Annotated in this window: 11 protein-coding genes; all 11 read left to right on the top strand. The window is 71.1% G+C overall.

The genetic code is table 11. The features are described from left to right. The first annotated feature begins 154 nt into the window (after positions 1-154). A complete protein-coding gene (locus tag FIV43_RS17010) occupies positions 155-835 on the top strand; it encodes a TetR/AcrR family transcriptional regulator (protein ID WP_141015087.1) in 681 nt (226 codons plus the stop codon). Next, positions 832-1,641 (top strand): TIGR03084 family metal-binding protein, encoded by an 810-nt coding sequence (locus FIV43_RS17015; RefSeq protein ID WP_141015088.1) that lies wholly within the window; start codon positions 832-834, stop codon positions 1,639-1,641. The genes FIV43_RS17010 and FIV43_RS17015 overlap by 4 nt, the downstream gene beginning before the upstream one ends. Next, entirely contained in the window at positions 1,638-2,813 is a 1,176-nt protein-coding gene (locus tag FIV43_RS17020) for an acyclic terpene utilization AtuA family protein (RefSeq protein ID WP_231123474.1), read from the top strand. The genes FIV43_RS17015 and FIV43_RS17020 overlap by 4 nt, the downstream gene beginning before the upstream one ends. Then, complete coding sequence (locus FIV43_RS22725; RefSeq protein WP_231123475.1) at positions 2,747-3,376, top strand: AtuA-related protein; 630 nt, start codon at positions 2,747-2,749, stop codon at positions 3,374-3,376. The genes FIV43_RS17020 and FIV43_RS22725 overlap by 67 nt, the downstream gene beginning before the upstream one ends. A 124-nt stretch (positions 3,377-3,500) precedes the next feature. Then, a complete protein-coding gene (locus tag FIV43_RS17025) occupies positions 3,501-4,658 on the top strand; it encodes an acyl-CoA dehydrogenase family protein (protein ID WP_141015089.1) in 1,158 nt (385 codons plus the stop codon). A 31-nt stretch (positions 4,659-4,689) separates the two neighbouring features. Next, the gene (locus FIV43_RS17030) at positions 4,690-5,175 is read left to right on the top strand and encodes an SRPBCC family protein (RefSeq protein WP_141015090.1); all 486 of its coding nucleotides are present in this window, start codon (positions 4,690-4,692) and stop codon (positions 5,173-5,175) included. 59 nt (positions 5,176-5,234) lie between these two features. Continuing rightward, entirely contained in the window at positions 5,235-6,782 is a 1,548-nt protein-coding gene (locus tag FIV43_RS17035; protein ID WP_141016027.1) for an acyl-CoA carboxylase subunit beta, read from the top strand. 9 nt (positions 6,783-6,791) lie between these two features. Next, the gene (locus FIV43_RS17040) at positions 6,792-8,792 is read left to right on the top strand and encodes an acetyl/propionyl/methylcrotonyl-CoA carboxylase subunit alpha (protein WP_141015091.1); all 2,001 of its coding nucleotides are present in this window, start codon (positions 6,792-6,794) and stop codon (positions 8,790-8,792) included. Next, positions 8,789-9,973: an acyl-CoA dehydrogenase family protein gene (locus tag FIV43_RS17045; RefSeq protein WP_141015092.1), complete on the top strand. Its 1,185-nt coding sequence runs from the start codon at positions 8,789-8,791 to the stop codon at positions 9,971-9,973. Before FIV43_RS17040 ends, FIV43_RS17045 begins: the two co-directional genes overlap by 4 nt. A gap of 127 nt (positions 9,974-10,100) precedes the next feature. Continuing rightward, the gene (locus FIV43_RS17050) at positions 10,101-18,575 is read left to right on the top strand and encodes a DUF5979 domain-containing protein (protein ID WP_141015093.1); all 8,475 of its coding nucleotides are present in this window, start codon (positions 10,101-10,103) and stop codon (positions 18,573-18,575) included. Positions 18,576-18,760: 185 nt separating this feature from the next. Further along, positions 18,761-23,656, top strand: coding sequence for an Ig-like domain repeat protein (locus tag FIV43_RS17055; protein ID WP_141015094.1), 4,896 nt, complete (start codon positions 18,761-18,763; stop codon positions 23,654-23,656). Positions 23,657-23,788: the final 132 nt, after the last annotated feature.

Here is a 23,788-nt window from a genome sequence, read left to right on the forward strand (position 1 = left end):
GAGACTGGGCCGGGCCGTGACTTGTGGTGGCTCGTGAGGCTCGCGAGGCGGTGCGCAGGGGTGCGCGCCTCGCCCGCCACGCCGTACCCTCGCCTGCGCCCTGAGATTTACAGACAGGCTTGACTGTTTGTTTATGGAGGGCCACCATGACGCCATGGCCGTCAGCACCCGTGTCCCCCAAGGGGAGCGTTCCCGGGCGATGCGGGAGCGGCTGCTCGAGGCCACCGTGGAGCTGCTCGTCGAGAAGGGCTTCAGCGGCACCAGCACCACCCTGGTGTCCGAGCGGGCAGGGGTCAGCCGCGGCGCCCAGCTGCACCACTTCCCGACCAAGAACGCCCTGGTCGTGGCGGCGGTCGAGCACCTCACCGAGATCCGTGGCAGCGACCTCGAGCGCGCCGCCGCCGAACTGCCGGCCGGCGAGCACCGCACGGTCGCCGTGCTGGAGATGCTCGGCGACCACTTCGCCTCCCCGGTCTTCACCGCCGCCCTCGAGCTGTGGGTGGCGGCCCGCACCGACCCCGCGCTGCTCGAGGCGGTCGCCCCGCTGGAGCAGCGCGTCGGCCGGGAGACGCACCGGCTCACCGTGGAGCTGCTCGGGGTCGACGAGTCGCGCCCGGGCGCCCGCGAGCTGGTCCAGGCCACCCTCGACCTGGTCCGCGGACTCGGCCTGGCCAACACGCTGGGCGACGACACCCGCCGCCGTCGCCGGATCCTCGCCCAGTGGGGCGACACCCTGGACGCGGCGCTGCTCCCAGCCCCCGCACCGTCACTCTCACCAGCACCAGCACCAGCACCAGCACCGACCCGCCCCCGCACCTCCAAGGAGTCCCGATGAGCGTCCTCGAAGGCGTGCTCGCCGATCTCACCGCCGAGGGCGACCGGCTGCGCGCCGTCGTCGCCGAGCGCGACGCCGCGACCTGGTCCACCGACACTCCGGCCGCAGGCTGGACGATCGCCACCCAGATCGCCCATCTCGCCTGGACCGACGAGGTCGCCGTCCTCGCCGCCGGCGCGCACACCCCCGACGGGAAGGAGGCCTGGGACCGGGTCGTCCTCGCCGCGATCGAGGATCCCACGGGCTATGTCGACGCCTGCGCGCTCGAGGTCGCCGAGCTGGCGCCGGCCGATCTCCTGGTCCGGTGGGACATCGCGCGCGGCGCACTGGCCGACGCGCTGCGTGCCGTGCCGGAGGGGCAGCGGATGCCCTGGTTCGGACCACCGATGTCGCCCACCTCGATGGCCACCGCGCGGTTCATGGAGACCTGGGCGCATGCCCTTGACGTCGACGCCGCCCTCGGCCTCACCGTCGAGCCCACCGACCGGATCCGGCACGTCGCCCACATCGGCGTGCGCACCCGGGACTTCGCCTTCGGCAACCACGGGCTCACCCCGCCCGCCGAGGCGTTCCGGATCGAGCTCGTCGCGCCGTCGGGCGAGGTGTGGGCCTGGGGACCGGACGACGCGGCGCAGCGGGTGAGCGGGTCGGCGTACGACTTCTGCTCACTGGTCACCCAACGGGTGCACCGTGACGACACCGCGCTGGTCGCGGTCGGGGAGGACGCCGAGCAGTGGCTGCGGATCGCGCAGGCGTTCGCCGGGCCTGCCGGCGGCGGTCGCGAGGCGACGGGGGCCTCGTCATGAGCGCGGTCCGGATCGGCAACTGCTCCGGGTTCTACGGCGACCGGCTCTCCGCGCTCCGCGAGCAGCTGGACGGCGGCGAGCTCGACGTGATCACCGGGGACTACCTCGCCGAGCTGACCATGCTGATCCTGGGCAAGGACACGATGCGCGATCCTGAGCTGGGCTACGCGCGCACCTTCCTGCGCCAGCTGGAGGAGAGCCTGGGCACCGCGGTGGAGCGGGGCGTCCGGATCGTCACCAACGCCGGCGGGCTGAACCCGGCAGGGATGGCCGCGAAGGTCCGCGAGCTCGCCTCCGGGCTGGGTCTCGACGTCGCGGTCGCCCACGTCGAGGGCGACGACCTGCGCGGCAGCGGCCTCTACGACGACGCCCTCACCGCGAACGCCTACCTCGGCGGGTTCGGCATCGCCGCCGCGCTCGCGGGCGGCGCCGACGTGGTGGTCACCGGCCGGGTCACCGACGCCTCGGTGGTGGTCGGACCGGCGATCGCCCACCACGGGTGGACGCCCGCCGACCACGACCAGCTCGCCGGTGCGGTGGTCGCCGGCCACGTCATCGAGTGCGGCACCCAGGCCACCGGCGGCAACTTCTCCGGGTTCCGCCGGCTCTTCCGTGACGGCCGGCCGATGGGCCGACCGCTCGGCTTCCCGATCGCCGAGATCAACGCCGACGGTTCCAGCATCATCACCAAGCACGCGGAGACCGGCGGCGCGGTCACCCTCGACACCGTCACCGCCCAGCTGCTCTACGAGATCCAGTCCACGCGCTACCTCAACCCGGACGTCACCACCCGCCTGGACTCGATCCGGCTGCGCGAGATCAGCCGGGACCGGATCGAGATCGCCGGCGTCACCGGCGCGCCGCCGCCGCGTCGGCTGAAGGTCGCGGTGAACACCCTGGGCGGGTTCCGCAACGCGTGCGAGTTCGTGCTCACCGGGCTGGACATCGAGGCCAAGGCGGACTGGGTGCGCGGCCAGCTCGAGCCGCACCTGCGGGCCGCCGAGGTCTCCTGGAGCCTGGCCGGCCCGCACGGCCTGGACGCCGAGACCGAGGAGGGCGCCTCGGTGCTGCTCCGGTGCACGGTCAAGGACCCGAGGCGGATCCGGTGGGCAAGGCGTTCACCGGTCCGCTGGTCGAGCTGGCGCTGGCCTCCTACCCCGGCTTCACGATGACCTCGCCTCCCGGCAAGCCCTCCCCCTACGGCGTCTACCGACCCGAGTACGTCGACCGCGACCGGGTCACCCACACCGTGGTGCACGACGACGGGCGGCGGGAGACCGTGCCGGACCCGGGGACCTACGTGGAGGACGTCGACCCCGACGAGCTCGACCCGGACCTCGGGCGGCGGCCTTCGCCGTACCCGGCCCCGGCGGACACGATCACCCGCCGGATGCCGCTCGGCACCTTCGTGCACGCCCGCTCCGGGGACAAGGGTGGCGACGCCAACATCGGCCTGTGGGTGGCCCGGGACAGCGACGCCCCGGAGAAGTACGAGGCGCGGGTGACCTGGCTGGCCAAGCTGCTCAGCCGACGCAAGGTGCGCGAGCTCGTGCCCGAGGCGGCCGACCTCGACATCGACGTCTACCTGTTGCCCAACCTGGGCGCGGTCAACGTGGTGATCCACGGGCTGCTCGGCGACGGCGTGGCCGCCTCCACCCGCTTCGACCCGCAGGCGAAGGGACTCGGCGAGTGGGTGCGGAGCCGGTCGGTGCACATCCAGGAGGACCTGGTGTGAGTCGCTCCTCCCGCGGGGCCGGCGCACCGGACCGAGCCCCATTCGAAATGGCTGGGAATTCGCCGAAATCACGACCAATCGGAATGGGGCGCGCCGACCACGGCGACCACCGGAGGGACGCACGATGACGACGTCGAGCTGGGACCGGGTCTGGAACGAGGACCGCCGGGCCCTCAAGGCCGCCGCCACCGCGTTCGCCGAGCGGGAGATCATCCCCGGGCTCGCCGAGTGGGAAGAGGCGGGTGAGCTGCCCCGCAGCCTCACCGCGGCCGCCGCGAAGGCGGGGATGCTCAGCGCCGGCTACCCCGAGGAGGTCGGCGGGGACGGGGGCGACCTGCTCGACGCCTGCGCTCTGCAGGAGGGACTCATGGCGGCCGGGGCCTCGGGCGGGCTGATGGCCTCGCTCTACACCCACGGCATCGCGGTGCCGCACATGGTCGCGCACGGGTCGCCGTACCTGATCGACCGGTTCGTGCGGCCGACCCTGGCCGGCGACCTGATCGGCAGCCTCGGCATCACCGAGCCCGGCGGCGGCTCCGACGTCGCCGGGATCACCACCCGGGCGGTGCGCGACGGCGACCACTGGGTGATCAACGGCGCGAAGACGTTCATCACCTCCGCGGTGCGCGGCGACTACGTGGTCACCGCCTGCCGCACCGGTGAGGAGGGCCACGCCGGCATCTCGCTGATCGTGGTGGAGAAGGGCACGCCCGGCTTCTCGGTCTCCCGCGCCCTGCCCAAGATGGGCTGGCACTGCTCCGACACCGCCGAGCTCGCGTACGACGACGTGCGGGTGCCGATCGAGAACCTGGTCGGCGCCGCGGACCAGGGCTTCTACTACATCGCCGAGCAGTTCGTGGTGGAGCGGATCTTCCTCGCGCTGATGGGCTACGGGCACGCGCTGCGCTGCCTGGAGCTCGCCGCCGGCTACGCCCGCGAGCGGGAGACCTTCGGCAAGCCGCTGAACAAGAACCAGGTGGTCCGGGCCAAGCTGGTCGAGATGCACCGGCAGGTCGAGCTGGCCCGGATGTACACGCTCGACGTCGCCGCGCGCCACGTCGCCGGCGAGACCGTGATCGCCGAGGCCTGCCTGGCCAAGCAGACCGCCGTCGACACCGCCGTCGACGTCAGCAACGAGGCGGTGCAGCTCTTCGGCGGCGCCGGCTACCTGCGCGGCACCGAGGTGGAGCGGCACTACCGCGACGCCCGGCTGCTGCCGATCGGGGGTGGCGCCACCGAGGTGCTCACCGACCTCGCGGCCCGCCTGCTCGGCTACGCGTGAGACCCCGGAACCGAGATCGAGGGAGGAACGGATGGCACTGCTCAAGCCACTGACCGGCGAGGTCAGCGTGCAGATGCGCGCCACACCGGCGCAGGTGTGGGACCTGGTCAGCGACGTGACCCGGATCGGGGAGTTCTCCCCGGAGACCTTCGAGGCCCGCTGGACCCACGGATCGACCGGTCCGGAGCCTGGCGCACGGTTCAAGGGGCACGTGAAGCGCAACGGCGTCGGCCCCGTCTACTGGACGCCGTGCACGGTCACCCGCGCGGTGCCGGAGCGGGAGTTCGAGTTCTCCGTCGGCAACGACGCGAACCCGATCAACACCTGGGGCTACCGGATCGAGGAGGCCGACGGCGGCTCCCGGGTCACGGAGTACTTCAAGCTCAGCCCGGTCTGGTACATCCGCCTCTACTGGACGCTCCTCGGCCCGCTGCGCGCTCGCACCAACGAGCGCGGCATGCGCACCACCCTGGACCGGATGAAGGCCGTCGTCGAGGCCGAGGAGGGGACCCGGTGAGCACGACCGAGACGACCGAGACCGAGCAGCCGGCCCCCGAGGAGACCCGGCGCTCGGCGATGCTCGCCAAGATCGAGGACCTGCGGGCCGAGCAGGACAAGGCCGTCCGGGCCGGCGGCAAGTACATCGCCCGGCACACCGAGCGCGGCAAGCTCACCGCACGGGAGCGGATCGACCTGCTGGTCGACGAGGGCTCGGCGTTCCTGGAGCTGATGCCGCTGGCCGGCTGGGGCAGCGACTTCGCCGTCGGCGCGAGCCTGGTCACCGGGATCGGCGTGGTCGAGGGCGTGGAGTGCATGATCGTGGCCAACGACCCGACGGTGAAGGGCGGAGCGCTCAACCCGTGGTCGGTGAAGAAGTCGTTCCGGGCCGCGGAGATCGCGGAGAAGAACGGCCTGGTGACGATCAACCTCACCGAGTCCGGCGGCGCGGACCTGCCCACCCAGAAGGAGATCTTCATCCCCGGCGGCCGCGGCTTCCGCGACCTCACCCGGGCCAGCGCCCGCAAGCAGCCGACCGTCTCGGTGGTCTTCGGCAACTGCACCGCCGGCGGCGCCTACGTGCCCGGCATGAGCGACTACGTGATCATGGTCGCCGAGCAGGCCAAGGTCTTCCTGGCCGGCCCGCCGCTGGTGAAGATGGCCACCGGTGAGGAGACCGACGACGAGAGCCTCGGCGGCGCCGAGATGCACGCCCGCGTCTCCGGCTCGGCCGACTTCCTCGCCGTCGACGAGCACGACGCGCTCCGGCTGGCCCGCCGTACCGTCGCCCGGCTGAACTGGCGCAAGGCCGTCCCCGAGCCCACCGGGTACGCCGAGCCCGACCTGGACCCCGAGGACCTGCTCGACCTGATCCCGACCGACCTCAAGGAGCCGTTCGACCCGCGGGAGGCGATCCTCCGCATCGTCGACGGCTCCGGGCCGGGCAACGAGGTCCCGTTCGACGAGTTCAAGCCGCTCTACGGCAGTGCCCTCTGCGTCGGCTGGGCCCGGCTGCACGGTCGTCCGATCGGCATCCTGGCCAACGCGCGCGGGGTGCTGATGAGCCAGGAGGCGCAGAAGGCGGCGCAGTTCATCCAGCTGGCCAACCAGAAGGACACCCCGCTGCTGTTCCTGCACAACACCACCGGTTACATGGTCGGCAAGGAGTACGAGCAGGGCGGGATCATCAAGCACGGCGCGATGATGATCAACGCGGTGTCCAACTCGACGGTGCCGCACCTGACGGTGATCATGGGGGCCTCCTACGGCGCCGGCAACTACGGCATGAACGGCCGTGCCTACGACCCGCGGTTCCTCTTCACCTGGCCCAGCGCGAAGTCCTCGGTGATGGGGCCGGCCCAGCTGGCCGGGGTGCTGGAGATCGTCGCCCGCCAGTCCGCGGAGTCGAAGGGACAGCCGTTCGACGCCGCCGCCTTCGCCCCGACCAAGGAGATGGTCGAGCAGATGATCGAGGAGCAGTCACTGCCGTACGTCCTCTCCGGGATGGTCTACGACGACGGCGTGATCGACCCCCGGGACACCCGGACGGTGCTCGGCATCTGCCTCTCCGCGATCGACACCCAGCCGACCGAGGGCGCCATGAACTTCGGCGTCTTCCGCCTCTAGGAGCCAGCGATGATCAGCAAAGTCCTCGTCGCCAACCGCGGCGAGATCGCCCGCCGCGTCTTCCGCACCTGCCGTCGCCTCGGCATCGGATGCGTGGCGGTGCACTCCGACGCCGACGCCGGGCTGCCGTTCGTGGCCGAGGCGGACGCCGCCGTACGACTCCCCGGGAACAGTCCGGCGGAGACCTACCTGCGGGGCGACCTGGTGATCGAGGCCGCGCTGCGGGCCGGCGCCGACGCGATCCACCCCGGCTACGGCTTCCTGTCCGAGAACGCCGGGTTCGCCCGGCAGGTCGCCGACGCCGGACTGGTCTGGATCGGTCCGGAGCCGGCGTCCATCGAGCGGATGGGCTCGAAGATCGAGTCCAAGAAGCTGATGGAGTCCGCCGGCGTCCCGGTGCTCGGCAACCTCACCGCCGACACCGCCACCGACGACGACCTGCCGCTGCTGGTCAAGGCCAGCGCCGGCGGCGGCGGACGCGGCATGCGGATCGTGCGCTCGCTGGCCGACCTGCCCGGTGAGGTGGAGAAGGCGTCGGCCGAGGCGGCGAGCGCCTTCGGCGACGGCACCGTCTTCGTCGAGCCGTACGTCGAGCGCGGGCGGCACGTCGAGGTCCAGGTCGTCGGCGACGGTGCCGGCGGCGTCGCCGTCCTCGGTGAGCGGGACTGCTCGCTGCAGCGCCGCCACCAGAAGGTGGTCGAGGAGGCCCCGGCTCCCGGCCTCACCGAGGAGGTCGCCTCCGCCCTGCACGAGGCCGCACGGGCCGCGGCCGCCGCGATCGACTACCGCGGCGCCGGCACGGTGGAGTTCCTCTACGACGCGCGGACCGAGCGGTTCTACTTCCTGGAGATGAACACCCGGCTCCAGGTCGAGCACCCGGTCACCGAGCAGGTGTACGGCGTCGACCTGGTGGAGCTGCAGATCGCCGTGGCGGAGGGGACCGCCCGGCTCGACGCGCTGCACCCGGGCCCGCCGCAGGGGCACGCCATCGAGGTGCGGCTCTACGCCGAGGACCCGGCCGCCGACTACGCACCGCAGACCGGTCGCCTGCTGGAGCTGGCCCTGGAGCACGACGACGCGTTCGCGCTGGACGGCTACGGCATCCGCCTCGACACCGGCTTCGAGACCGGCGACGAGGTCGGCACCCACTACGACGCGATGCTGGCCAAGGTGATCGCCTGGGCGCCGACCCGGGTGGGCGCCGCCCGGGCCCTGGCCCGCACCCTGGAGACCGCCCGGATCCACGGGCCGGTCACCAACCGCGACCAGCTCGTCGCCTCGCTGCGCCACCCGGCGTTCCTGGACGCGACCGGAGTGGCCACCTCGTTCTACGCCGACCACCCCGAGACCCTGGACGCCGCGTCCGGCGACGACCTGGTCCCGCTGGCCGGTGCGCTGGCGCTGGCCGAGCACCGCCGCCGCGGGGCGACGGTGCAGTCCCGGATCCCGGCCGGCTTCCGCAACGTGGTCGCGGCACCGCAGGTCACCCGGTTCGAGCAGGGCGGCGTGCAGATCGGCGTCTCCTGGTACGGCGACCGCGACCGCTACCGCCCCGCCGAGCGCGACGACGTCCGCGTCGTCGCGGCCTCGCCGACCGAGGTGGTCCTCGACGTCGACGGCGTCACCCGGCGCTATGCCACGCGGGTCGTGGCGGGAGCCGCGACCGCGGAGGCGGTGCTGGTCGACGGTGCTCGCGGCGGCGCCACGCTGCGCGTCGTACCGCGCTTCGTCGACCCCTCCGACCAGGTCGCGGCGGGCTCGCTGCTGGCGCCGATGCCGGGCAGCGTGATCTCGGTGCACGCCACCGTGGGCGAAGAGGTAGCCGAGGGGCAGCCGGTGCTGGTGATGGAGGCGATGAAGATGCAGCACACCATCACCGCGCCCTACGCCGGGACCGTCGCCGAACTGCCGGTCACGGTGGGCCAGCAGGTCGAGGCGGGCACCGTGCTCGTGGTGGTCGAGGCCGACCCCGCCGACCAGTCCTCAGACTCCGAAGGAGAAGAAGCATGAGCGAGACCGTCACCGCCTTCAGCGAGCCCGAGGAGCGGGCCGCGCTCCGCGAGGCGGTCGCCCGGCTGGCCGCGAAGTACGGCCGGGAGTACGTCGAGAAGCAGGCCCGCGAGGGCGCCAAGATGACCGACATGTGGCTCGAGATGGGCCGCCACGGCTTCCTCGGCGTGAACATCGCCGAGGAGTACGGCGGGGGCGGCGGCGGCATGGCCGACCTGGCTGCCGTGCTCGAGGAGTGCGCGGCGGCGGGGGCCCCGCTGCTGATGATGGTGGTCTCGCCGGCGATCTGCGGCTCGATCATCGCCCGTTGCGGCACCGACGAGCAGCGGAGGCGGTGGCTGCCCGGGATCGCCGACGGCACCCACCTGATGGCGTTCGGCATCACCGAGGCCGACGCCGGGTCCAACTCGCACCAGATCACCACCACTGCCACCCGGGACGGCGACGGCTGGGTGCTCAAGGGCCAGAAGACCTTCATCTCGGGCGTCGACGAGGCCCAGTCGGTGCTGGTCGTGGCGCGCACCGCGGACGAGCGGACCGGCAAGCTCAAGCCGGCCCTGTTCGTGATGCCCACCGACGCCGACGGCTTCACCCGCCAGGTGATCCCGATGTCGTGGCAGGCCCCGGAGAAGCAGTTCACCCTCTTCTTCGACGACGTACGGCTCCCCGACGAGGCGCTGGTGGGCGGCGCCGACAACCCCGACGCCGGCCTGTGGCAGCTCTTCGCCGGCCTCAACCCGGAGCGGATCATGGGCGGCGCGTTCTCCTGCGGGATGGCCCGCTACGCGCTGGACAAGGCGGTGGCCTACGCGGGCCAGCGCTCGGTCTGGAAGGACCAGCCGATCGGCGCGCACCAGGGCATCGCCCACCCGCTGGCGAAGGTCAAGATCGAGCTCGAGCAGGCCCGTCTGCTGTGGCAGAAGGCCGCGGCGCTGTACGACGCCGGCGACGACATGGCCGCCGGGGAGTACGCCAACATGGCGAAGTACGCCGGCGGCGAGGTCGCCTGCAACGCCACCGACGTGGCGGTGCACACCCACGGCGGCAACGGCCTCACCCAGGAGTACGGGTTGGGCAACATGCTGGTCGCGGCCCGTCTCGGCCGGATCGCCCCGGTGAGCCGGGAGATGATCCTGAACTTCGTCGCGATGCACTCGCTGGGGTTGCCGAAGAGCTACTGACTCCCGGCCGGATCGCCGACCGTGCAGCGATGTCGACGCGCCGTGCCGGGCTGGACGGACTGACGTGCGAGCCCGATTTGGGCTAACTTTGCGGGGTCCGCGGGTGGGCCGTAGAAGGGTAGTCGGGGTGCGTTTTCCGTTCCACAAGATCATGTTGATGCTCCTGGTCGGGGTGCTGGGGCTCGGCCTCGCCGTGCCCGCGGCCGCGGCACCGGTGCTCCCGGACCCCGATCCCGGCGACGTCAGCTCCGTCCTCGACATCACCAAGTCCGTCTCCTCGACCGAGGTCGGGCCGGGCGACTCGATCTCCTACACCATCCAGGTCGGCTGCTCCGCGATCAGTGATGTCGGCTGTCGCGGCGCGATCACCACCGATGTCATCCCCGAGCCCTTCGTCGTCGACAGCGTGGTCCCGTCCGGGCCGAACGACTCCGCGGACCCGGTGATCGACGGCCAGAACGTGCGGGTGGACTGGACCGAGAACCTCGGCGCCGGTGCCTCCGGCATGCTCGACAACACCACCTCCCAGGTGGTGATCACGGTCACCGTGCCCGAAGACGTCTCCTACGACTTCAACGGCGTCACCGTCACCAACGAGGCCACGGCCGAGGCGACCAACGCCGTGGACGTCACCGACTCCGCCGACGTGACGATCACCGTCCCGCTCGACCTGGACACCAGCGCCACCAAGGTGTTCACCCCGGACAACGCGCTGGCCGCGGCCGGGACGCCGGTCACCGCCGCGCTCGGCGGCACCAACGACTCCAATGCGACGGTCGACACCCTGGTCATCCAGGACCCGACCGACCCCACGGCCACCCCGAACCCGTTCACCTATCTCGGCTTCACCGGCTTCGGCACCGTCACCCCGCCGGCCGGCGCGACGGGCACCACCTACGAGGTCTACATCGCACCCGGCGGCTGGACCACGGTCCCCGCCGACTACACCCCACCGGCGGGCACCGAGGTGCTCGGCACCCGCGTCACCTTCACCGGTGCGATCCCGCCGGGTGAGACCGGCTCGGTCGACCTCGACCTGGAGACGACCGCCGCGGCCGCGGCCCTGCCGGAGACCACCACGATCACCAACGAGATCGAGTCCGAGGTCACCCTGGACGGCGAGGACGCCACCGCCACCACGTCCGACGACTTCACCGTGCAGGCCAACACCATCGACGTCACCGCGTCGAAGAGCTTCGACCCGGACCTGGTCGTCGCGGGCGACTCGACGACGGTGACCATCGGCGGCAGCAACGCCTCGCCGTTCGCCATCGACTCGATGACCATCACCGAGCCGTCGAGCGGTTCCTTCCCCGACGACTACACCTTCGCCGGGTTCACCGGCGACGTGACCTACCCGGCCAACGCGACCTCCGCCTACGTCGTCTACCAGCCCTCCGGCGAGCAGGTGCCGTTCGACAACAACACGACGCCCGGTCCGCCGAGCGGCGGCAACGAGTCCGTCACGTCGTTCTCGGTCGTGTTCGAGGGCGAGGACGCGATCGTTCCGGGCGCCGAGACCTCGATCCCGTTCGACGTGCAGACCGACGCGGACGCGCCGGGCCTGCCGACCACCGTCAACAACGAGGTCGCGGTCGAGGGCGAGAACGACAGTGCCACCGGCGACGCCGTCGCCGACGACGACCTCTACATCTACGACGAGGTCATCGACCCCTACATCGACAAGCAGATCCGGCCGTCCCAGATCATCGCGAACCCGGGCGAGATCGTCACGGTCACGATGGAGGGCGGCACCACCGAGCGTCCCAACCCGCCGGAGAACCCGGACGGCTCGACCGGCAACGCCGACCAGATCGTCATCCAGGACCCGCTCGACCCGGTCGAGGGCGACGAGTGGTGGAACGCCTTCGACCTCGACGCGATCACGCAGACCCCGATCCCGGCCGACGCCGAGCTGACCGTCGAGTACTACAACACCGAGACCGGCGAGTGGGAGACCCTCGTCGGACCGGTGCCCGGCCCGGACGCGTCGTACAACTACGACGTCCCCGACGACATCTCCGACGTCGCCGGAGGCGTCCGGTTCGTCTACGACTACACCGGTGACGACGGCGGCTTCCAGCCCGGCACCGACCTCGCCCCCAACTTCACCGCGTCCTTGCGCCCGGCCGACGACGGTCGCTACGAGAGCCCGGCCTACAACACCGACCCGGACGAGCCGAACACCCAGCTCACCGACTGCGCGCAGTCCGAGGCCGGCAGCCCCACCCCCGGTGTGCCGGACTTCCTCAGCGCGATGCCCCTCGAGGACTGCCCCGACATCGAGATCTTCCCGCTCGACGGCGAGGGTGTCGGCGACCTGCTCGACAAGGAGTTCGGCACCTCCAGCTCGGGCGGCGACAAGGCGGTCAACAGCCGCTCCGGCGACACCATCCCCTCCACGCTCTTCTGGTCGACCGGCGGCTACTCCGGCTTCGAGACCGTCGAGATCACCGACGTCAACAACCCGCCGTCGACCGACGCCGAGACCGCCGACACCATGTACGACGCGTTCAACCTGACCCGGGTCGACGCGATCACGCCGGCGATGGACCCGTACATCACCTACGACCAGGTGACCGCCGTCCAGCTCTGGGACGGCAGCGACTGGGTCGACGCCACCAACGACCCGTGCCCCGCGGCCTGCGACGGCACCTTCCCCGGGATGGACCTGACCGCGGCGGAGCAGGAGTCGACCCTCTCGGTGAGGCTGATCTTCGCCGAGAGCCCGACGCGTGGCGACCGGACCGCGGGTGACCTCGACGCTCCGCCGGTCGGCTCCGGCGTGGCCCGCTCGATCGGCAACGACCGCGAGCTCACCCTGGTCTGGCAGGTCCGCGACACCAAGCGCTCCGATGGCTCCCCGGCGCTGGGGGAGGACACCTACAACCTGGACCCGCAGACCGGCATCGTCCGCAACACCGCGAACGCCACCGGATACCCGGCCGACGGTGACCCGGTCTCCGACAACGCCTCCGACGACGTCGTGATCCTCGACGTCCCGATCACGATGACGACCGCCAAGGACTGGCTGGGTGGCCCGCTGGCGATCCCTTCGGACGGGACCCCTGCCGCCCAGTACCCGGCCAGCCGGATCAGGATCACCACCACCAACACCACCCCGGCGATGGTGGATCAGATGCAGATCACCGATCCCGCGCCCGGCTCGACGACGGTGCAGGATCCGTTCGAGTACTTCACCCTGGTCCGGATCGCTGCGATCAACGTGCCGAACGGCACGGAGACGACGACGGTCCAGCTGACCTGCGGTGGCACCACGACCAGCTACACCCGTGCGGAGGCCCTGGCGCTCGCCCCGGCCGACCTGGCGTGCGTCACGGGCGTGCAGGTCCTCTTCGACGGCCGGATCGCCAGTGCGGCCTCCGGCGTGCTCGCCCTGGACATGCGTCTGCGTCCCGAGACGCGCACCGGCGGCGACCCGATCACCACCGACGACGCCCCGATCGCGAACGTCGCGCAGGGGATCGTCGCCGACGTCGACGCGATCGCCGACTGCCCGCCCGGTGAGGACGACCGGTACGCGTGTGCCGAGGACCCGGCCACCATCAACCTGGTCGCGCCGACCTTCGGCATCGACGCCGGGAAGACGATCTCCCCCGCCCAGCAGTTCGAGGGCGACTACTCCCCGGTGACGGTGACCCTCTCGGCGCAGAACTCCGGCTCCGCCCGTCCCTACCTCGACACCATCACCGACGACGACGCGACCTTCTGGAACGCGATGGACTTCGTCCAGATGGATCCGTCCTGGGAGCTGCCGCAGCCGGTCCAGTTCGTCCAGGCCTGCTACCTCACCGGTGGCGACTTCACCGCCGGCAACGTCACGGCTGACAGCGTCGGCGGTGACTGGACCTGCCAGGAGGTGCCCGGCGGCGGCCCGCCCTTCGAGCCGGGTGTCGACCTCACCATCGACCAGGCGCGCGACTTCATCGACAGCGCGCCGGCCGGGGACATCCACGGCCTCGAGTTCAACTTCATGGCCAACAACGAGGTCGGATGGCAGAACCCCTCCAACCCGGAGATCGAGGTGCCCTTCCAGGTCGAGCGTCGTGAGGACCTGCGCACCGGAGGGCCGGTGCCGACCACCCGTTCGGACCAGACCGCCGCCCCCGGTGAGACGGCCGCTGGTGTCTTCAACGACACCGTCGACGTCGAGGGAGTGTCGGTCCTCGTCGGGCCGGACACGCGACTCGACGCCGCCGACAGCGCCGACGCGCCCTACACCCACGCGCACCTCGAGGTCGGGGTCGACGTGGAGAAGCAGCCGGAGGGCGAGGTCGAGCCCGGCACGGTCATCCCGTTCACGATCAGCTACACCAACACCGGCGATGCGCCGTTGACCAACCCGGTCTTCACCGACGTGATCGAGTCCGATGCCGACGGCAACCTGCTGGTCTTCGACCCGGACGCCACGCCCGGCACGTCGCCGTACAGCTTCGAGCTCGACCCCGTCGACGACCCGCCCCCGGCGGACTCGTTGCCGACCGACGAGGACCAGATCACCATCACCGAGGACGGTGACACGATCACCTTCGCGATGCCCGATGGCTCCGTCCTGCAACCCGGACAGACCTACACGATCACCATCGAGCTGATGCTGCGGCCCGGCCTCACGCCGGAGGACGACGTCACCAACGAGGGCGCCGTGATCGCCGACGAGCCGGTCGACCCGGATGCCTGCACGCCGACCTACGACGAGGTGACCGGCGAGTGCTCCGACGACACCGTGGTCTCCCCGGTCGAGGTCGCCGCGCTGCGCACGGTGAAGAAGGTGAAGGCCGATGTGCCGGTCAACGAGCCGGGCATCCCGGAGATCTACCTCGACGAGGACGTGATCCCCGACGGGGCCGACCTCCCCGCCGACTTCTGCGACACCGCGGCCGACGCCGACGGCTTCTACCGAGCGCCGTGCGTGCCGGTCACCTATCCCGGCGACACCGAGACCTGGCGCTACACGATCACCAACGTGGGCACGCTTCCGGTCGACGAGCTGGTCTCGATCGACGTGCTCCCGCACGTCGGAGACACCGGGGTGATCGTGAACCTGCCGAGGGACTCGGAGTGGACCCCGACCTTCGCGGGTGGGCTCGAGCAGGTGCCGGCCAACCCCGACGTCGAGCTGACGGCGTTCTACTCGACCTCCTACACCCCGTGCACCGACGACCTCGACCCGCTCGGCACCCCGTGCCCCGACGGCTCCTGGCTGCCGTACGACGACAGCGTGGACCCGAGCCAGGTGCACAGCCTGAAGACGGTGCTCGCCTACCCCGACGGTTCCCTCTTCCAGCCGGGTGACTCGGTCACGCTGCAGGCCCAGACCCGCACCACGCCGGAGTCGCGGGCCCTGACCGACTACCCGGTCGCCTGGAACACCGTCGCCACCGGCGGCGCCTACAACAACCAGGGCGATCGCGGTTCGATCACCGAGACCGAGGGCCGCAAGGTCGGCGTCACCTATCCGACGGGCCCGATCGAGCTGGAGAAGAACGTCCTGGGTCCGGGCGCCGAGTTCGCGCCCGACGAGTTCACCGTCCAGCTGACCTGCACCGTGCCCGACGGTGACGGCGGCACGATCGAGATGACCGACCTCCCCGAGGTGACACTCGTGCCGGGTGCGGACCCGACCGAGATCGAGGGACTGCCCTGGGGCGCGGAGTGCACCGCGACCGAGACCGACCAGGGGCAGACGTCGGAGGTGATCGGCGACGCCACCGTCGGCGGCCCGGACGACGAGATCGGACTGATCACCGTCAACAACTTCTTCACCGTGGGAGCTCTCTCGGTCACCAAGGACGTCCAGTCCGACGCCGTCGACCAGGGCGGCGACGAGATCGCCTACGACGGTCCCTACACCGTGGCGGTCGACTGCACGTTCCTCGGTGACGCCGTGTACGCCGACGGCTACGACGTGGACAACCCGATGACCGCGGAGCTCTCGCCCGACGTGCCCTTCACGTTTGTGGGCCTGCCGACGGGCGCCGAGTGCACGGTCACCGAGACCGACGACGGCGGCGCCGCGGACGTCACCATCAACCCGCCGCAGCCCGTCACGATCGGCAACGGCGACATCGTCGCCGTCTCGGTCACCAACGTCTTCGGCGACGGATCGCTGCGCCTGCTCAAGGAGGTGGACGGCGCGGCGATCCAGAACAACCCCGGCCTCGCCGACGGTCCGTTCACGTTCGACGTCTCCTGCGTGCTGACCGACCCGTCGCACCCCGACGGCACCGTGGTCTACGACGACGAGGTGGTCCTGCCCGACGACGACAACGTCGACAACGACGTCATGGACTACCAGATCGACGATCTGGCGACCGGAGCGGTCTGCGAGGTGACCGAGACCGGCGACGGCGGTGCCACGTCGGTGGCCGTCGACCCGGAGGAGGTGACCATCGGTGACGAAACCACCGTCGAGGTCACCGTGACCAACACCTTCGACACCGGTTCGATGCAGGTCACCAAGGAGGTCGACAGCGACGCGGTGGACCAAGACGGCAACCCGATCGAGTACGGGCCGTTCGAGGTCTTCGTGGTCTGTGCGGCCAGCGGCGGCCAGGTCTACGGCGACGGCTACAGCGCCTCGAACCCGATGAGGCACACCATCGCCGACGGCGAGACCTGGACGATCAGCGGGCTGCCCCTGGGCGCGACCTGCACGACCGTGGAGACCGACACGGCCGACTCCGCGGACCACTCCGTGGAGCCGGGGGTGGTCAACATCGGTGGACCCGACGGCGACCCGGACGTGGTCGAGCTGGTCACCGTCACCAACTCCTACGACGTCGGCTCGCTCGACCTGCTCAAGGAGGTCGAGGGCGACGCGCTGGACAACAACCCGGCACTGGGCGAGGGTCCCTTCACCCTGAACGTGGAGTGCACGCTCACCGACGCCACCCGGCCCGACGGTGAGGTCGTCTACGACGGCGACGTGGTGCTCGAGGGCGAGGCGCCGCTGGAGGCGACGATCGACGACCTGCCGACCGGGGCCGTGTGTGACATCACCGAGCCGGACCAGGGCGGCGCGACGTCGTACACGATCGATCCGGAGCAGGTCACCATCGGCACCGACACCGCCGTCGAGGTGACCGCGACCAACACCTACGAGGTCGGTGACATGGAGGTCGTCAAGACCGTCACCAGTGACGCGGTGGACCAGGACGGCAACCCGATCGAGTACGGACCGTTCCAGGTCGCGGTCTCGTGCGAGCTCAACGGTCACGAGGTCTGGGCCGACGGCTACGACGCCGACACCCCGATGACCCAGGAGATCGAGCCGGGGACGCCCTGGGAGCTGACCGAGCTGCCGGTGGGTGCGGAGTGCACCGTCACCGAGCCGGACTCGGCGGACGCCGTCGAGGTCACCATCACGCCGGAGACGGTCGTCATCGACCAGGACGAGACCGCGTCGGTCGAGGTCGACAACGCCTACGACGTGGGCTCGCTGCACCTGCGCAAGTTCGTCCCGGCGGCGCTCCAGGACCTCCCGATCGGGCAGGGACCGTTCACCATCAACGTCAGCTGCGTGCTGACCGACGCCTCGCACCCCGACGGCACCATCGTCTACGACGACGACATCGTGCTGCCGGACGACGACAACGTCGCCAACGACGTGATGGACTACCAGATCGACAACCTCGCCACCGGTGCGGTGTGCACGGTGACCGAACCGGACGACGGCGCGGCCAACGCCCACATCATCACGCCCCGGACGGTGACGATCGGTGCGGACCGGACGTCCAACGTCCTGGTCACCAACCTGTTCGGTGCGGGCGCACTGACGGTGACCAAGACCATCGACGGACCCGGCGCGGAGCTGTACGGCGCCGGCCCGTTCGAGGTCAGCGTCGAGTGCACCTACACCGACGTCAACGGCAACGAGCAGCCGTTGAACACCGCTGGCGGGCCCACGCGCGAGCTGTCGGCCGACAACGACTACACGGCGACCTACGACCCACTGCTGTTCGGCTCCACCTGCACCATCGAGGAGACCGGCACCGGCGGCGCGACCGAGACGGTGATCACCGACGCCGATGGTGAGGAGATCGACCAGATCACCATCGACAGCCTCACCGAGGACGTCCAGGTCGGCATCACCAACACGTTCCGCGTCGGCAGGGTCAAGGTGACCAAGCAGGTGAAGGGCCCCGGCGCGGGTCCGTTCTCGGTCGAGCTGGCCTGCACCCGCGACGTGGACGGCACGGCGACCGATGTCGACATCCCGGGTGGCGCCGAGCGCCGGCTCACCAGGGGCAACGACCTGACCGCCGTCTACGAGATGCTGCCGGCCGGTGCCGAGTGCACCGTCGAGGAGACCGATGACGGCGGGGCCGACGAGGTCACCATCACCCCGAACGACGGTGACGAGAGTGTCGGTGTGCTCACCGTCGAGCCGGGTGCGACGGCGCGGGTCAAGGTCGTGAACACCTTCGACCGGAACCCGGGCGTCGGCCCCGACGGCGGCTCCGACGGCGACGACCTGCCGGACGCGGGCGCGGACGGCCGGCTGCTGCCGGCCCTGGTGATCGGTCTGGCACTGCTGTTGCTCGGTGCTGGTGCGCTGATCCTCGGCCGACGCCGGAGCTGACGCCCGAGTTGAGTTGACGTAGGACAGCCGGGGCCGCCACGAGCGGCCCCGGCTGTTCACCGTCTCGCCACCAGCAGGCACGAGACCGCTCCGCCCCTATCCACCCTGCAGCGATTCATTCGTGGACGGCGCGCGGATCGTCCGATCGGTCGCGCCCTCCCACCCGGTCGACTCCAGGAGTTTCCGTGCGTCCACGTCCGTCATCACGACGACGTCCCGTCCGTCTCGTCGCGCCCGCCCTCGGCCTTGCGGTCGGTCTCGGTCTGGCTGCTCCAGCCCTTCCGGCGCAGGCTGCGCCGTCCGAGCCCGCCGAGCCCGCCGAGCCCGCTGGCGGATCGCGGCTCGACGCCGCCGCCGAGGTCGATGCGGACACGCCGCCGACGCTGACCCCGAAGGACGGCGCGTTCCTGACCGGCACCGTGACGGTGGCGAGCACACCGACGGTGCCCGAGGACGACGTGGTCGAGCTCGCCGTGGACGACGCGTCGGTGGACGCCACCGAGACGGCCGGCTTCGCCGAGCTCAGTTTCGACGTCGGCTCCAACTCCGCCTCCGCCGACTTCGGCAACCACGTGATCGTCAACGGTGAGCACCGCATCGACATCCCCACCGTGGTCAGTGAGCGAGCCACGCTGCAGATCCCGGCCGAGGAACTGGTCAGCGGCGACAACGTGATCGAGGTCGTCGTCGGCACGACCGAGGGCAGCTGCGGCACCAACTACGACGACTTCGCCCTCTCCGACTTCCGGCTCGACCTGCTCGAGGAGACCGCCGACGGGGAGGAGAACGAGTACACCTACGCCTTCGGCGACGGCTCGTGCGGCACCAACACCTCGCTGCTGACCAGCGCCGAGCTGCACTTCAACGTGGCCGGGACGCCGGGCGCGACCACCGGCCTGACCACCGAGCTGGACACCACCAGCCTCGCAAACGGGCGACACACCATCACCGCGACCACCGCCGAGGGCGTCGAGGTCAGCCACCAGGTGCGGGTCAACAACGCGCCGGCCGGTGCACCGGTGATCACCCCCAGCGACGGCACCGTCCTCACCGGCATGCAGCCGCTGATCGCCGCCGCCGAGGGCGGGGTCAGCTCGCTGCTGGTCGACGGCGCGGAGCCCGAGGTGCCGGTGCGGCTGGCCTCGGGCACCGCCACGCTGGACTTCACCGTCGGCTCCAACTCGATCGACGCGCGCTACGAGAACCACCTCCTGGTCAACGGCAACCGGGTGGAGATCGGCGGCGACCACGTCAGCGAGGACGTCTCGCTGTCGTTCCCCAACCGGTACCTGGTGCCCGGCACCAACCGGATCGAGATCGTCACCGGCACCATCAACGGCGAGCGCGGAGGGGAGCGCTGTGCGAACCACGACGACTTCGCGCTCTCCGGCATCACGCTGAAGGCCGCCGACGGCACCGCCACCCCGGTCGACGTCGCAGCGAGCTATCCGATGGGTGACGGCACCTGCGGGTCCAGCAGCACCGCGGTCACCGAGGCCACACTGGAGTTCACTGTCGACGGCGCCACCACCAGCCGCACCCTGCAGACGCTGGCCCCCGGCACCGCCCGCCTCGACTACACGATGGGCGGCAACGGCGCCGACGCCGGCTTCCCCAACACCATCGCGATCAACGGCAACGTGACCGAGTTCGGTCCCCAGGAGCCCGGCCGCGCCACCCTCAGCTTCCCGAACGAGTGGCTGGTGCCCGGCGTCAACGTCATCGACGTGGTCGCCGGTGCCGTCAACAGCGGCGACTGTGACAACTACGACGACTTCCCGCTCACCGAGCTGGACCTGGTGCCCGCCTCCGGTACCGACGTCAAGCTCACCAAGATGGAGGACGCCGCCGGGGTCGAGCACCCGGTCGCGATCGGCGACGGGGTCTGCGGCAGCAGCTTCGCCTCCGCGCACCGTCGTACCCAGCTGTTCCGGGTGGACGCACCCGCCGGCGGCCTGCGGGTCGACGTCGACACCACGACGCTGACCGACGGTGAGCACGAGGTCTCCGCGACCTCGAGCGGTGGACAGAGCGCCAGCCGGACCATCTCGGTCGACAACACCGGCCCCGCCGTGGCGAGCAGCGTCCCTGCCGCCGGCCAGTGGCTCAACGCCACCGTGGCCCTCGAGGTCGAGCTCGACGACCTCACCGGCGTGGCCGGCGACGCGGAGATCACCCTGGACGGTGAGCCCGTCGCCCTCGGTGACCCGATCGGGGCGGGCCTCGACCCCGGCCGCCACGTGATCCGCGTGATCGCCACCGACGCGGTCGGCAACACCGCCACCCGCCGCATCCCGTTCCAGAACGCCGGCATCCCGGCCGCGCCGACGGAGCTCAGCCCGGCCGACGGGTCGACCGACCAGGGCGCCAGCGTCGACCTCTCCGCACGCGTCACCACGCCCGGCGGCAACGGCGTCACCGCGACGTTCCACGAGGCCGAGGTGGTCGCACCCGAGGCCGGCTTCGCCGGCACCGCCGACACCCTCCCGACCACGCTGGAGGTGACCGGCGAGGAGAGCGTCGACGTCGACTCGCTCGCCCCGATCAGCGACGGCACCGTCGAGGCACCCGCCTCCACCGAGATCACCTTCCAGCGCTACGACGTCCCGGTGGGCGCGGCTGCCGAGGCCGGTACCGACGCCGACCCGGTGGTGCGGTGGCAGGGCGTCATCGACCCCGAGCGGACCGTCGCGCTGCGGGTCTGGGACGCGGCTGCAGGGGAGTGGGTCGTGCAGACCAGCGCCCGCGGCACCGTCGAGGGTGACACCGTGCTGACAGCGAGCGTTCCGGCCCGCCTGGTCGACGCCGGCACCCTGCACGTGATGGTCACCGGCGAGGACCCCTTCGCCGACGACCTGCAGCAGCCGGACCCGGTCGCCAACGAGCTCGACGACCCGGCGTCGTACGACTTCTCGCTGGCCCACTACACCGACACCCAGTACCTCTCCGAGGGGGCTGCGGGCGGCACGTACGACGACTTCGACGGCGTCACCGAGGACACCGACGTGATGACCGAGGTCGAGCAGGCGATCTGGCAGCGCTCCTACCGCGACACCACCGAGTGGCTGGCTGCCAACGCCGACGACCGCAAGATCGCCTACGTCGCCCACACCGGCGACATCATCGAGAACAACATCAACAACCCCGACACCGTCGGCAACGTGAACCCCGACACCGGCCTCAACGAGCTCGACGAGCAGGTCCGCAAGGAGTTCGAGGCGAGCTCGGAGTACCAGAAGGTGCTCGACGACGCGGGTGTGGTCAGCCAGGTCGTGGCCGGCAACCACGACAACCAGCGCGGCACCGAGACCGGCCCCACCTCGCGGTTCAACACCTACTTCGGCCCGGGCCGCTACGACGCCGCGGACGACACGTGGGGTGAGGGCAACTCCTACGGCGGTCCGTGGAAGGAGGGCGACAACCAGAACAACTACGTCCTCTTCTCGGCCGGTGGGCTGGACTTCGTCGGCATCGGTCTCTCCTACGGTGTGGACCGTGAGGAGGCCCGCTGGGCCGACGGCATCCTGAAGCGCTACGCCGACCGCAACGCGATCGTGCTCACCCACGACTACCTCGCCCCGTCGACCAGCCCGGACGGCCGCGGCGGCGGGCTGATGGGTGACGGATCGGCGCTCTACAAGCTCCTCGTCGAGCCCAACCCCAACGTCTTCCTGGTGCTGGCCGGGCACCGTCACGGTGTCGCCGCGAACGTGAAGAGGGGCGTCGGGGTGACCATGTCCAACGGTGTCGTCGAGCTGCTCGCCGACTACCAGGCCTACACCGCCACCGCCGAGGAGCTCGGCCTCGACGGAGACCTGGACGGGGACGGCGACGTGGACCACGCGCCGACCGACCGGCTCCGCTTCGGCGCCAGCTTCCTGCGACTGCTCCAGTTCGACGTCGAGCGCAGCGTGATGAGCGTCGACACCTACTCGCCGCACCTGGACGACCTGGGCGCCACCGAGTACGACATCGCCGGCGAGCAGCAGCCGCGCTACGACGGTACCGAGGACGCGATGGTGCTGCCGGTCGACCTGAACAGCCGGACCACGAGCTTCACCACCGACTCGGTGGCGGCGTTCCTGCCCGGTGAGCGGATCGGCAGCGACACGGTCGCCTCGGGTGAGGTGGCGACGGTGACCTGGGACGACCTGGGCGTCGACTCCACCCACGGCTGGATGGTCACCGCGCGCAGCTCGGGTGGTGGCCGGGCGGTCTCGGAGCCGGCCGTCTTCGCCACGGCCGGTGCGGCCGCCCCGACGCTGACCGTGGACCCGGTTACCGCCGCCCACGGCGAGGACGTCGCGATCGAGGTCGAGGTCGACGCCGGAGACGTGGTCGCCACCGGCGACGTCACCATCAGCGACGGCGACGACGAACTCGCCACCGCCACCCTCGAGGACGGTACGGCGACGCTGACCGTCCCGGCCGGTCTCGACGCGGGCACCCACGACCTGACCGTCGCCTACGCGGGTGACGACCGGGTCGCGGCCGCGGAGGTGTCGGTCCAGGTCACCATCACCGCCGACGACGCTCCGGTGGCGACCACGGACCCGAGCATCTCCGGGACACCGGAGGTCGGGGAGACGCTGAGCGCCGACCCGGGCGCCTGGGACCTCGACGACGTCGAGCTCGCCTACCAGTGGCTGCGCGACGGGACGGCGATCGACGGGGCCACGGGGGCGACGTACCAGGTGACGGCGGCGGACATCCGGACCAGCCTCCGAGTCCGGGTCACCGCGACCGCGCCCGGCCACTCGCCCGGCTCGGCGAGATCGGCGTCGGTGCTCGTCGGCAAGGTCGCCTCGACGACCAGCGCGACCGCGCCGGGACGGGTGAAGAAGGGTCAGCGGGCGCTGGTCTCGGTGTCGGTCGGTGCCAGCGGGGTCACGCCCAACGGCACGGTGCGGATCCTCGACGGCTCCCGCGTGGTCGGTACCGGCCGCCTGGTCGACGGTGAGGTGAAGATCCGGATCCGCCGGATGGCGCCCGGGCGTCACCGGCTGGTCGTCACCTACGCCGGCAGCGCGCAGGTGCAGGGATCGACCGACGCCGTGGTGGTGCGGGTGTCGCGCCGCTGAGGAGACCCCGTCGCGCCCCGGTCGACCAGATTGCTCTGGTCGACCGGGGCGTCGCTGGCTACCGTGGCCCGATGATCTTCGGTGGGTTCGAGGTGGAGGTCGCGGACGATTTCTGTTCGCCCCTGCCGGAGG

It is taken from the genome of Nocardioides sambongensis, assembly GCF_006494815.1.
GTDB lineage: Bacteria > Actinomycetota > Actinomycetes > Propionibacteriales > Nocardioidaceae > Nocardioides > Nocardioides sambongensis.